Below are 12633 nucleotides of genomic sequence, written 5' to 3' on the forward strand. Positions count from 1 at the left end.
GTGGGGCTGGTCGGGGGACGGCAAGAGCCGCTCCTGCGGGCCTCGTTTCGCGCCATCCATGGCGCTCAACGCCCCCGCCCAGCCCCACCACCCGGCCCTGTCACATCTTGCGTGCGCCCGCCACGGAAAAGAAAAAAAGAAGAGCAGAAGCAGGAGCGCCGGACGGGGTCAGAGTCCTTTCGCATAGCGAAAGGACTCTGACCCCTGCCTCTATTCTTTATTTTTACGTGGCGGGACGCGCGCGCGGACTGTCGGGGCGGGGCGGGAGGGGGCTGGAGGGGGCGTTAAAGCCGCATGGATGCGGCGCCGAGCCTCCACGGACGGATTCACGGCGTCCCCCGCCAACCCCCTCCCGCCCCGCCCAACCTAGAAAAGCAACAAAAACGCGCCCCACCACGAGGGGCCCAGCCGCTCGCCGCCAACCATCGCGGCACGCCACTTGCATGTGCCCGGAGGCAACCTCCAGGAGCTCCACACGTGGCCGCAGCCGCAGATAAAACCAAGAAATCCACCGACAAGGACAAGGCCGCTCCCTCGCGCCGTCCCGTGCTCGTGATCGCCCTGATCGCGGTCGTCGCCGCTGCCGCCGCTGGCGGCGGCGTGTGGTACTTCACCCAGGCCCCGCATGCCGCCGACGGCAGCCCCGCCACGCAGGCCAAGCCGAAGACGCCGCCGGCGCCGGCCCAGTACTTCGGCCTGGAACCGCCGTTCGTGGTCAACCTCAACGGCCCGGTCGACGGCCCGCGCTACCTGCAGGTGGAAGTGCAGCTGATGACCCGCGACAGCGCCGCGCTGGAATCGATCAAGACCCATTCCCCCGCTCTGCGCGCGCGCCTGCTGATGCTGTTCTCGCAGGTCACCCCGGACCAGATCGCCGACCGCGCCGGCAAGGAAAAGCTGCAGGCCGCCTCGCTGGCCGAAGTACAGAAGGTGCTGCTGGCCGAGACCGGCAAGAAGTGCGCCGACGACCTGCTGTTCACCAGTTTCGTGACCCAGTAAGGGCGCCTGATGAACGACTTGCTGTCACAGGATGAAATCGATGCCCTGCTGCATGGCGTGGACAGCGGCGCGGTGGAGACCGACGACGACGGCGCGGTTCCGGGCGAAGCCCGCAACTACGACTTCGCCAGCCAGGACCGCATCATCCGCGGTCGCATGCCGACCCTGGAAATGGTCCACGAGCGCTTCGCCCGCCTGTGGCGGATCGGCCTGTTCAACCTGATCCGGCGCTCGGCCGAGCTCTCGGTGCGCGGCATCGAACTGGTCAAGTTCAACGATTACATGCACACGCTGTACGTGCCGACCAACCTCAACCTGATCCGCTTCAAGCCGCTGCGCGGCACCGGGCTGATCGTGTTCGAACCCACCCTGGTGTTCGCCATCGTCGACAACTTCTTCGGCGGCGACGGACGTTACCCGACCCGCATCGAAGGCCGCGAGTTCACCGCCACCGAAATGCGCGTGATCCACCTGCTGCTGAAACAGACCTTCGCCGACCTGCGCGAAGCGTGGGCACCGGTGATGGATGTGGAGTTCGAGTACATCAACTCGGAGATCAACCCGCACTTCGCCAACATCGTCACCCCGCGCGAGTACGTGGTGGTGTGCAGGCTGCATGTAGAACTCGATGGCGGTGGCGGTGACATCCACGTCACCCTGCCCTACTCGATGCTCGAGCCGATCCGCGAGCTGCTCGATGCCGGCATCCAGAGCGACCGCAACGACCGTGACGAAAGCTGGGGCCAGACCCTGCGCGAACAGCTCAACGTGGCCGAAGTCACGCTTTCCAGCGTGCTGGCCACCAAGCGCATGAGCCTGCGCGAGCTGACCCGCATGAAGGTCGGCGACATCATCCCGATCGAGCTGCCGCAGCACGTGCCGATCTGCGTCGAAGAGATCCCGGTGTTCACCGGCACCTTCGGCGTGGCCAACGGCATGAACGCCGTGAAGATCACCGCAACCCATCCGCCGGGCACGCGTCCACGCGTCCCGGTCATCCAGGAAGAACCGAAATGAATGAAACCGAGCGCCAAGAAGCCATCGCCGCCCAGTTCGAAGCCCTGCAGGCCGAAGAGGCGACCGGTGCCGACCTCAACCTGGACGTGATCCTGGACGTGCCGGTGACGTTGTCGCTGGAAGTCGGCCGCGCCCGCCTGCCGATCCGCAACCTGCTGCAGCTCAACCAGGGCTCGGTGGTGGAACTGGAGCGCGGCGCGGGCGAATCGCTGGATGTGTTCGTCAACGGCACCCTGATCGCGCATGGCGAAGTGGTGGTAATCAACGATCGCTTCGGCGTGCGCCTGACCGACGTGGTCAGCCCCAGCGAACGGATCCGGAGACTGCGTTGAGCCTGTCCCTGCTCATCGCCACCGGCCAGGCCGCCAGCAAGGCCGCCGCCCCGGTGATCGGCCAGCATGCACCGTCCACCCCGGGCCTGTTCGGCGCGGTGCTGGCGCTGCTGCTGGTGCTGGCGTTGGTGGTCGGCCTGGGCTGGTTGCTCAAGCGCATGCCCGGCAGCAGCTTCCGCCAGGCCGAAGGGCTGAAGCTGGTCGCCAGCATCGCCGTCGGTGCCAAGGAGCGCGTGGTGGTGCTGGAAGTCAACGGCGAACAGATGCTGCTCGGCGTCACCGCCGGCGGCATCAGCAAGCTGGAAACGCTGGCCGAGCCGCTGCCACCGCCGACGCCGATGCGCGTGCCCGACCTGAAGAACCTGCCCAATTTCGCCCAGCTGCTGCAGCAGCGGCTGCGCAAGGATTCCTGAGATGCGCCTGATGTCCAAGACGCCCGCCATGCCGAAGCCGGCCACCGCCCATTGGCTGCCCTGGCTGACCCTGCTGTTGATGCTGCTGCCGGCACTGGCGTTCGCCGCGCCGGGCGCGCCGGGCACCCCGCTGCCGGATGTCAACGTCGGCCGCATCGGTGGCCAGCCGGTCAGCCTGCCGCTGCAGACCCTGCTGCTGATGACCGCGATCACCCTGATCCCGTCGATGCTGCTGGTGCTGACCGCCTTCACCCGCATCATCGTGGTGCTGGCCCTGCTGCGACAGGCGCTGGGCACCGGCCAGACGCCGTCCAACCAGGTGCTGCTGGGGCTGGCGCTGTTCCTCACCGCGATGATCATGCTGCCCACCTGGGACAAGGCATGGAGCGCCGGCATGGCGCCCTACCTGGATGGCCAGATCGACTTCCAGACCGCCTGGACACTGACAACACAGCCCCTGCGTGGCTTCATGCTGGCGCAGATCCGCGAGACCGACCTGATGACCTTCGCCGGCATCGCCGGGCATGGCACCTACGCCAGTCCGGATGCCGTCCCGTTCCCGGTGCTGGTCGCTTCGTTCGTCACCAGCGAGCTGAAGACCGCCTTCGAGATCGGCTTCCTGATCTTCATCCCATTCGTGATCATCGACCTGGTCGTAGCCAGCGTACTGATGTCGATGGGCATGATGATGCTGTCGCCGATGCTGGTGTCGGCCCCGTTCAAGATCCTGCTGTTCGTGCTGGTGGACGGCTGGGTGCTGACCGTCGGCACGCTGGCGGCCAGCTTCAATCCTGCCTGAAGCAGAAAGCCCTCGAGCAAGCTCGAGGCTACATAGAACGTCACACAACGGAACCGCGATGTCTCCCGAACTTGCCTTGACCGAACTGCGTGGCGGCCTGATCGCCACCTTGTGGGTAGCCGGCCCGCTGCTGTTGACCGTGCTGGTGGTCGGCGTGGTGGTCGGCGTGGTGCAGGCCGCCACCCAGCTCAATGAACCCACCATCGCCTTCGTGGCCAAGGCGGCCGCGCTGACCGCGGTGCTGTTCGCGCTGGGCAGCCTGTTGCTGGGGCACATGGTGGAGTTCACCATCCTGCTGTTCCAGCGCATCCCGCACCTGATCGGCTAGGCACGCGGCGATGGATCCGGCTACCCAGATGGCATCGGACGGCCTGCAGGCGTTCGGGATGATCGGCGACACGCTGTGGACCCTGCTGCGGCTCGGCGCGATGATCATGGCGATGCCGTTGATCGGCACGCGCGCGGTGCCGTCACGGATCAAGCTGCTGCTGTCGGCCACGCTGGCGATCGCACTGGCGCCGATCCTACCGCCGGTCCCCAACTGGGTCGGCTTCGATGCCGCCACCGTGCTGACCATCTTCCGCGAGCTGGTCATCGGCATCACCATCGGCTTCATGCTGCGGCTGGTGTTCGAGGCCGGTGCGCTGGCCGGCGAGCTCATTGCCCAAGGCACCGGACTGTCTTTCGCGCAGATGGCCGACCCCATGCGCGGCGGCAGCTCGGGCGTGATCGGGCAGTGGTTCTACCTGATGTTCGGCCTGCTGTTCTTCACCGCCAATGGCCACCTGGCACTGATTTCGCTGCTGGTGGACAGCTATCGCGCGCTGCCCATCGGCACCACCCTGCCCGATCCTGCCGCGCTGGTCGGCATCGCGCCTACCTTCCTGCTGACCGTGCTGCGCGGCGGCGTGGGATTGGCGCTGCCGTTGATCGTGGCGATGCTGGCGGTGAACCTGGCCTTCGGTGCACTGGCCCGTGCCGCACCCGCGCTCAACCCGATCCAGCTCGGCCTGCCGGTGTCGCTGCTGCTGGGGCTGGCGCTGCTGGCGGTATTGGCCGGCGAAATGGGCCCGCCGGTGCAGCGCCTGTTCGATGCCGCCTTCGAGGCAGCCGGCGCGGTGGTGCGCTGAGTCGCGGCCTGCAGGCATGGATCTTGCAGCCAGGCGGTGATCCCCTGAGACCTGCGCGCGATGTCCGAGAACGAAGACGGCGGCGAAAAGACCGAACAACCAACAGAAAAACGCCTGCGCGAGGCCCGCGAACAAGGCAACACGCCGCGCTCGCGCGAGCTGGCCACCGCTGCGGTGTTCGGTGGCGGCGTGCTGGCGGTGATGGCTACCGGCGGCAGCCTGGCGGCCGGCGCCATCGACTGGATGAAGCAGGCGCTGAAGCCGGACCTGGCCCTGCGCCAGCACCCGATGGAGCTGTTCGGGCATGTCGGCGACCTGTTCCTGCGGCTGCTGCTGGTGACCGCCCCGCTGTTGATCGTCTGCGTGCTGGCCAGCTTCCTCGCCCCGGTGGTGATGGGCGGCCTGCGCTGGTCGGCCAAGGCGATGATGCCGGACTTCACCCGGTTGAACCCGGCCTCCGGCCTCAAGCGGCTGTACGGCCCGGAAGCCATCGCCGAGTTCACCAAGTCGCTGCTGCGCGTGGCCTTCGTCGGCGTGGGCGCCGGCATCGTGATGTGGGGCGGCATGGACCTGTTGCGCGGCCTGCTGCACCTGCCGCTGGAGAGCGCCATCGTGCGCGGCCTGGGCTTCACCCTGAAGCTGCTGCTGGGCACGGCGGTGGCGATGCTGCTGCTGGCGGCCATCGACGCGCCGTACCAGCGCTGGAACTGGATGCGCAAGCTGAAGATGACCCGCGAAGAGCTGCGCCGGGAAATGAAGGAGAGCGAAGGCAGCCCGGAAGTGAAGGGACGCATCCGCCAGATGCAGCACCAGATGGCCAACCGCCGGATGATGGAAGCGGTGCCCACCGCCGACGTGGTGCTGGTCAACCCGACCCACTACGCGGTGGCATTGAAGTACGAAGGCGGCAAGATGGGCGCGCCCACCGTGGTGGCCCTGGGCGTGGATGAAACCGCCCTGCATATCCGCAAGATCGCCGAAGGCAACAAGGTGGCCATCGTCTCCGCGCCGCCGTTGGCACGCGCCTTGTATAGGGAAGGGGAACTCGGAAAGGAAATCCCCGTGAGACTGTATTCGGCCGTTGCCCAGGTGCTGTCCTATGTCTACCAGCTGCGCAACTGGCGCGGCGGCCCGATGCCGGCCCAGCCCTACGTGGACGTGGCCGAACATCCGCCCGGCACGCCGCTTGACGGAGCGGGCCGATGAGCGCGCAGGCCGGCGGCCTCAACACCCGCAGCGTGCTGGCGATGATCCGCCAGGGCCTTGGCGCGCCGTTGATCGTCATGGCCCTGCTGGCGATGGTGGTGGTGCCCCTGGCCGCGCCGGTGCTGGATGCGCTGTTCACCTTCAACATCGCCATTTCGATGATGGTGCTGCTGGCGGTGGTGTACGTGAAGCGGCCGCTGGACTTCACCATCTTCCCGATCGTGCTGCTGGTCACCACCATGCTGCGGCTGGCGCTGAACGTGGCCTCCACCCGGGTGATCCTGCTCAACGGCCAGAACGGCCACGAAGCCGCCGGCAAGGTGATCGCCGCCTTCGGTGAGTTCGTCATCGGCGGCAACTACGCGGTGGGCATCGTGGTGTTCGCGATCCTGACCATCATCAATTTCGTGGTGATCACCAAGGGTGCCGGACGCGTATCCGAAGTGACCGCGCGCTTCATCCTCGATGCGATGCCCGGCAAGCAGATGGCCATCGATGCCGACCTCAATGCCGGATTGTTGACGCGCGAGGAAGCCAAGCTGCGCCGCGAGGAAGTGCGCGAGGAAGCGGACTTCTACGGCGCGATGGACGGTGCCAGCAAGTTCATCCGCGGCGATGCGATCGCCGGCATCCTGATCCTCTTCATCAACCTGATCGGCGGCCTGGCCGTGGGCATGCTCCAGCACAGCATGGCCTTCGGCGATGCCGCCGCCACCTACACCCTGCTGTCCATCGGTGACGGCCTGGTGGCGCAGCTGCCGGCCCTGCTGGTGTCCAGCGCGGTGGCGATGCTGGTCACCCGCGCCTCGCGCTCGCAGGACATGAGCCAGGCCATGATGGGCCAGGTGTTCGGCCAGTACCGCGCGCTGGCGATCACCGCCGGCATCATCGGCGTGGTCGGCCTGGTGCCGGGCATGCCCAACGTCGCCTTCCTGACGCTGGCCGCGATCCTCGGCTTCCTGGCCTGGAAAGCCTGGAAGAAAAGCCAGGCGGCGCTGGACCCGGCGACCACTGCATCGGCTGCCCCGCCGATGGATGCGCTCGGTCGTCCGGCGGCCCCGGCACCGACGGCCGAACTGACCTGGGACGAGCTGCGCCCGGTCGATCCGCTGGGACTGGAAGTCGGCTACCGGTTGATCCCGCTGGTGGATGCCGCCCAAGGGGGTGAACTGATGGCGCGCATCAAGGGCGTGCGCCGCAAGCTGACCCAGGACATCGGCTTCCTGATTCCTTCCGTACACATCCGCGACAACCTGGAACTGCCCGCCACCGCTTACCGGCTGCTGATCCACGGCGTGCCGGTGGCCACCGCCGAAATCCATCCGGACCGAGAGCTTGCGCTGGATCCGGGCAGCGCGCTGGGCCAGTTGGACGGCATCGCCGGCAAGGATCCCGCCTTCGGGCTGGATGCCACCTGGATCCAGCCACACCAACGCGCCCACGCTGAAACGATGGGCTACACCGTGGTCGATCCGGCCACCGTGGTCGCCACCCATCTTTCGCACCTGATCCGCGAACACGCCCCGGAACTGCTGGGACACGAAGAAGTACAGCAGCTGCTGGCCAACCTGGCCAAGAGCGCACCCAAACTGGTGGAAGACCTGACCCCCAAGGCGCTGCCGCTGTCGATCGTGGTGCGCGTGCTGCAGAACCTGCTGGTCGAACGCATCCCGGTGCGCCAGCTGCGCAAGATCGCCGAAGCGCTGGTGGAGACGGCGCCGTCCAGCCAGGACCCGGCCGCGCTCACCGCGGCGGTACGCAACACGCTGGGCCGTTTCATCGTGCAGGAGATCGCCGGGATGTCCGCCGAGCTGCCGGTGTTCACCCTCAACCCACAATTGGAACGCGTCTTGCAGGAGTCCACGCAGGGCAACGGCGCTGCGCTGGAACCCGGACTCGCCGAACGGCTGCACCAGAGCCTTGCCGACTGTGTCAGCAAGCAGGAAGCCCGCAGCGAGCCCGCCGTGGTGCTGGTACCCGGCCCGGTCCGTGCCGCGTTGGCACGACTGGTCCGCCACAGTGTTCCTGCGCTGTCGGTGCTGGCCTACAGCGAAGTCCCGGAGGACAAGCGCTTGAAGCTGGTAGGCACCATCAGCTGAGACGCGGTTCCACCCGGTGGCGGAAAGCCGGCAGCAGCGCCATTGCAACGTCTTGAACCACCCATTACCGAAGGGGACCCCGCACCGTGCTGACCACCGACCACCCGCGATCCCCTGCCCCTGAAACGAATCCGTCCCGGTACCCCAGCATGAAAATCAAACGATTCGTCGCCGCCGACATGCGCTCGGCCATGAACCTGGTACGCAAGGAACACGGCCCCGATGCGGTGATCCTGTCCAACCGGCGGATCGAAGAAGGCGTGGAAATCGTGGCCGCCGCGCACTACGACGAAAGCGTGGTGCAGCGTGCACTGGAAACCGCACGCAAGGACAGCGCACCGGCACCTGCGCCGGCACCCCGCCCGCGCACCGCGGCCGACGCGATGATTGCGGCGATGACCCGCCGCCGCACCCCGGAACAGGACGTCGAGCCGGTTGCGGCCACCACCTCGGCCGTCGCCGCGCTGGCGCGTGCTGCGGTCGGCGCCACCGGCCGCACCCTCAACAGCGCTGATGAAGGCGTGCCGCGTCGTGGCAGCGAAGGCTTCGCTGCCACCCTGGCGCGTGCCGCCGGTGGCCTCGCCCGATTCCCGTCGCCGCCCGCCGTCAACGAACCGTCGCTGCCCGAGCAGATCTTCGCCCCCTTCGTGCAGCCGCCGGCCGACGCGCCGCGGGTATCGCCCAGCCGCCCTGCCGCTGCGCTGCCGCGCGCCTGGGTGGAGGACGAAACCTTCGATGTCGCAGTGCCGGCAGTAGCCGTTGAACCGCGCGTTCCGGCGCCGGTTCTGCGCGCACCGGCGGTGCTGCCGCCGCCGCTGCCGATGGCCTTCGCCGCACAGGTGCCGGAGCTGACCGAGGCCGGTAGCGCCGAGCCATGCTCGGCGGAATCTACCCGTCCACGGCCCGCTTCGCTCGCCGACCAGGGGTCGGCGCTACCCCTGGCCGTCAGCGCCGAGCCCCGCTCAGCGGAATCCGCATCCGTTCCCGCCCTCCAGTTGGCCGAAATCGTGCCGCCGGCGCCGCCGGTGGTTGCGCCGCCTACTCTCACCGTCATCGCCCGCGACGACGAAGAGATGCGCCACCTGCGCAATGAAGTGGCCGGCATGCGCCAGGTCATCGAACGCGAGATGCACCGCTTCACCGATGAACGCCTGCGCGGCAACCCGGTGCGTGCCACCGCGCTGGACCTGATGGACGAATACGGCTTCGACGCCGGGATCGCCCGCGACGTGGTGCTGCAGATCCCGCTGGATACCGAAGCCCACCGCGGCCGCGGCCTGATGCTGGGCCTGCTGTCGCGCAAGCTGCCGATTTCCCCGGTCGACCCGCTGGAAGCCGGCGGCGTGATCGCGCTGGTCGGCCCCACCGGCGCCGGCAAGACCACCACCATCGCCAAGCTGGCCTCGCGCTTTGCAGAAGCCCACGCCCCGCGCGACGTCGCGCTGGTCACCACCGATACCGCCCGCATCGGCGCCCGCGAGCAGCTGTACGGCTTCGGCCGCCAGCTCGGAATCGCCGTGCACGAAGCCAACAGCGGCACCGACCTGGACCAGCTGCTTGAGCGCTTGAAGGACTACAAGCTGGTGCTGATCGATACCGCCGGCGTCGGCCCGCGCGACCGCACCCTGGCCTCGCAGCTGCAGTGGCTGCGCGCCGCCCCCCAGGTCAGCACCCTGCTGGTGCTGCCGGCCAACACCAGTTTCGGCGACATGGACGAAGTGGTGCGCCGCTTCAGTGCCGCCAACCTGCAGGGCGTGGTGCTGAGCAAGCTGGATGAAACCGGCCGCTTCGGCACCGCGCTGTCGGTGGCCGTCGACCACCGCCTGCCGATCACCTGGGTGACCGACGGCCAGGACGTTCCCGAAGACCTGCACCGGGCCAGTGCAGCCAATCTTGTACTTCGCCTTGAAGATTTGCGCCGCGCGGCCGATATGCCCTGCAACCCGGAGTTGAACCATGCCGTCGCGTGAATACGCCAAGCTGACCACCGCCTTTCCGTTGTCGGCCACCCGCAGCCAGCCGCTGGGCCCGGTCCGCACCATCGCCGTCACCGGCGGCAAGGGCGGCGTGGGCAAAACGAACGTTTCGGCCAACATGGCCGTGGCGCTCGCGGGCATGGGCAAACGCACGCTGCTGCTGGACGCCGACCTGGGCCTGGCCAACATCGACGTGATCCTGGGCCTGAAGCCGGAGTTCACCCTGGCCGACCTGATCGCCGGGCGCTGCACGCTGGAAGAGGTGATCATCGAAGGCCCCAACGGCGTGCTGGTGGTACCGGCCGCGTCCGGTCGCCGGCACATGGCCGAACTGGCCCCGGCCGAACATGTCGGCCTGGTCAATGTGTTCTCCGAACTGGAGCGCGACCTGGATGTCATGGTGGTAGACACCGCCGCCGGCATCACCGATGGCGTGCTGACGTTCTGCCAGGCTGCCCAGGACACCGTGGTGGTGGTCTGTGACGAGCCGGCGTCGATCACCGATGCCTACGCCCTGATCAAGGTGTTGTCGCGCGAACGCGGCGTGGACCGGATCCAGGTGGTGGCCAACATGGTGCGCGACTCCAACGAAGGCCGCGTGCTGTACGAAAAGCTGAGCCGGGTCTGCGAAAAGTTCCTCGCCGATGTTTCGCTGAACTACCTCGGCTGCGTGCCGCAGGACGACTGGCTGCGCCTTTCGGTGCAGCGCCAGCAGCCGGTGGTGAAAGCCTACCCGTCCAGCCCCTCGGCGCTGGCGATCAACGAGATCGCCCGCCGTACCGCACGCTGGCAGGCGCCCACCGAGCCGCGCGGCGGCGTGGAGTTCTTCCTAGAACGCATCCTCAAGCAGCGCGGGGTGGTGGCATGAAAGGCGCAGCGCAGTACCGCGAAGTACAGCGCACCGCGGCCACCGAATGCATCAACCAGCATTCGGACCTGGTGCGGCGCATCGCCCATCACCTGGCCGCCCGGCTGCCGGCCAGCGTGGAGGTCGATGACCTGATCCAGGCCGGCATGATGGGGCTGATCGAAGCCTCGCGCAGCTATGATGCCGACCAGGGCGCATCGTTCGAAACCTATGCCTCGATCCGCATCCGCGGCTCGATGATCGACGAAATCCGCCGTGGTGACTGGGTACCGCGATCGGTGCATCGCCGTGCGCGTGACGCCGCCGCGACCATCCGCCGGCTGGAACAGGCCAGCGGCCGCGCTGCATCAGCCACCGAAGTTGCTGCGGCGATGGACATCCCGCTGCCGGACTACCTTCGGCTGATGGAAGATGCCTCGCGCGGCCAGGTGCTGAGCCTGGAGTCACGGATCGAGGACCAGGGCGAGCTGGACACCATTGCCCAGGGCGGTCCGACCCCGCAGCAGGTACTAGAACGCAGCCAGTTCGGAAGCGAACTGGGCAAGGCCATCGGCCACCTGCCCGAGCGTGAGCAGCTGGTGCTGTCGCTGTATTACGAACAGGAACTCAACCTTAAAGAGATCGGCGCAGTGCTCGGCGTGAGCGAGTCGCGGGTCTGCCAGATCCATGGCCAGGCGGTATTGCGCCTGCGTGGCCGACTGAAAACCTTCGAGGCCGTTGACGCGGGCCTGGAAGCGTAAGTACCCAAGAGGAATCAAGCTTTGAACAAGAACATGCGCATCCTGATCGTCGACGACTTTTCGACCATGCGTCGCATCGTCAAGAACCTGCTCGGCGACCTCGGCTTCACCAACACCGCCGAAGCTGAAGATGGGCATGCCGCACTGGCGATGCTGCAGAGCCAGTCGTTCGATTTCGTGGTGACCGACTGGAACATGCCGGTGATGACCGGTATCGAGCTGCTCAAGGCGATCCGGGCAGATGCACGCCTGAAGACCCTGCCGGTGCTGATGGTCACCGCCGAAGCCAAGCGCGAACAGATCATCGAAGCGGCCCAGGCCGGCGTCAACGGTTACATCATCAAGCCGTTCACTGCACTGACCCTGCAGGAAAAGCTCGGCAAGATCTTCGAACGCCTGGCGGCGAGCGCCTGATGGCCGCTGTCATGGATGCAGCGATGGACAAGGCCTGGCTGGTACAGCGGCTGCAGGAAGCGCTTGCCGCGCTGGAAGCGGGCGATGAAACCGGCTGGCGCGTGCAGATCGATGCCCTCGCCGCCGCACGTACCCAGCCCATGATGGCCGGCCTGTCACGGCTGGCGCGCGAGCTGGGCCAGGCACTGGGCGAACTGCCCACCGTCACCACCGATGCCGGTGAGCTGGACGACGCCTGCGCCCGCCTGGATCACGTGGTGACGATGACCGAACAGGCCACCCACCGCACCCTGGACCTGACTGAAGAATGCCGTGCACTCACCGCACGCCTGGGGGAAGAGGCCTTGCCGCTGCTGGAGCAGCAGCAGGCGCTGGAGCGCATCCGCCACAACCTGACCGAGATCGCCCTGACCCAGAGCTACCAGGACCTGACCGGGCAGATCATCCGCCGCGTGGTCGGCATCGTGCGCCGCGTGCATGAAGGCTTCGGGGCACTGGGCCTGCCGCCGGAACTGCAGGCGCAGCGCCAGCAGGGCCGTCATGAGCCGGCACTGGCCGGTCCTGCGGTGCACGGCGTGGACCGCCATGCGGTGTCCCAGCACGATGCCGACGACCTGCTGTCCGACCTGGGGCTCTGAAG

14 protein-coding genes are annotated in these 12633 nt (G+C 67.4%); all 14 read left to right on the plus strand.

Annotated features, from left to right (window positions below):
- The first annotated feature begins 477 nt into the window (after nt 1–477).
- The 14 genes from SOM47_RS17345 to SOM47_RS17410 all read left to right on the plus strand — a co-directional run bounded on the left by SOM47_RS17345 (nt 478) and on the right by SOM47_RS17410 (nt 12631).
- Nucleotides 478–999 (plus strand): flagellar basal body-associated FliL family protein, encoded by a 522-nt coding sequence (locus tag SOM47_RS17345; RefSeq protein ID WP_042615524.1) that lies wholly within the window; start codon nt 478–480, stop codon nt 997–999.
- 9 nt (nt 1000–1008) lie between these two features.
- Nucleotides 1009–2016, plus strand: a complete 1008-nt coding sequence (gene fliM / locus SOM47_RS17350; RefSeq protein WP_042615525.1) for a flagellar motor switch protein FliM — start codon at nt 1009–1011, stop codon at nt 2014–2016.
- A complete protein-coding gene (gene fliN / locus SOM47_RS17355) occupies nt 2013–2348 on the plus strand; it encodes a flagellar motor switch protein FliN (RefSeq protein WP_042615526.1) in 336 nt (111 codons plus the stop codon). Before fliM ends, fliN begins: the two co-directional genes overlap by 4 nt.
- A gap of 2 nt (nt 2349–2350) precedes the next feature.
- Nucleotides 2351–2761, plus strand: a complete 411-nt coding sequence (gene fliO, locus SOM47_RS17360) for a flagellar biosynthetic protein FliO (protein WP_320506279.1) — start codon at nt 2351–2353, stop codon at nt 2759–2761.
- Nucleotides 2762–2840: 79 nt separating this feature from the next.
- A complete protein-coding gene (gene fliP / locus SOM47_RS17365) occupies nt 2841–3560 on the plus strand; it encodes a flagellar type III secretion system pore protein FliP (protein WP_235306102.1) in 720 nt (239 codons plus the stop codon).
- Nucleotides 3561–3618: 58 nt separating this feature from the next.
- Nucleotides 3619–3888 (plus strand): flagellar biosynthetic protein FliQ, encoded by a 270-nt coding sequence (locus SOM47_RS17370; RefSeq protein WP_042615527.1) that lies wholly within the window; start codon nt 3619–3621, stop codon nt 3886–3888.
- Nucleotides 3889–3898: 10 nt separating this feature from the next.
- Complete coding sequence (gene fliR / locus SOM47_RS17375; RefSeq protein ID WP_320506265.1) at nt 3899–4690, plus strand: flagellar biosynthetic protein FliR; 792 nt, start codon at nt 3899–3901, stop codon at nt 4688–4690.
- A gap of 60 nt (nt 4691–4750) precedes the next feature.
- A complete protein-coding gene (gene flhB, locus SOM47_RS17380; protein ID WP_320506266.1) occupies nt 4751–5896 on the plus strand; it encodes a flagellar biosynthesis protein FlhB in 1146 nt (381 codons plus the stop codon).
- On the plus strand, nt 5893–7995 hold the full coding sequence (flhA, locus tag SOM47_RS17385) for a flagellar biosynthesis protein FlhA (protein ID WP_320506267.1): 2103 nt from the start codon (nt 5893–5895) through the stop codon (nt 7993–7995). The genes flhB and flhA overlap by 4 nt, the downstream gene beginning before the upstream one ends.
- 149 nt (nt 7996–8144) lie before the next feature.
- Entirely contained in the window at nt 8145–9965 is a 1821-nt protein-coding gene (flhF, locus tag SOM47_RS17390) for a flagellar biosynthesis GTPase FlhF (RefSeq protein WP_320506268.1), read from the plus strand.
- On the plus strand, nt 9952–10839 hold the full coding sequence (locus tag SOM47_RS17395; protein WP_042613867.1) for a MinD/ParA family ATP-binding protein: 888 nt from the start codon (nt 9952–9954) through the stop codon (nt 10837–10839). The genes flhF and SOM47_RS17395 overlap by 14 nt, the downstream gene beginning before the upstream one ends.
- Complete coding sequence (locus SOM47_RS17400) at nt 10836–11579, plus strand: RNA polymerase sigma factor FliA (RefSeq protein WP_042613866.1); 744 nt, start codon at nt 10836–10838, stop codon at nt 11577–11579. Before SOM47_RS17395 ends, SOM47_RS17400 begins: the two co-directional genes overlap by 4 nt.
- 21 nt (nt 11580–11600) lie before the next feature.
- Nucleotides 11601–11993, plus strand: coding sequence for a chemotaxis response regulator CheY (gene cheY, locus SOM47_RS17405; RefSeq protein ID WP_042613865.1), 393 nt, complete (start codon nt 11601–11603; stop codon nt 11991–11993).
- On the plus strand, nt 11993–12631 hold the full coding sequence (locus SOM47_RS17410; protein WP_192083438.1) for a protein phosphatase CheZ: 639 nt from the start codon (nt 11993–11995) through the stop codon (nt 12629–12631). Before cheY ends, SOM47_RS17410 begins: the two co-directional genes overlap by 1 nt.
- Nucleotides 12632–12633: the final 2 nt, after the last annotated feature.

Source organism: Stenotrophomonas sp. CFBP8980 (assembly GCF_034046095.1).
GTDB classification, from domain to species: domain Bacteria; phylum Pseudomonadota; class Gammaproteobacteria; order Xanthomonadales; family Xanthomonadaceae; genus Stenotrophomonas; species Stenotrophomonas lacuserhaii.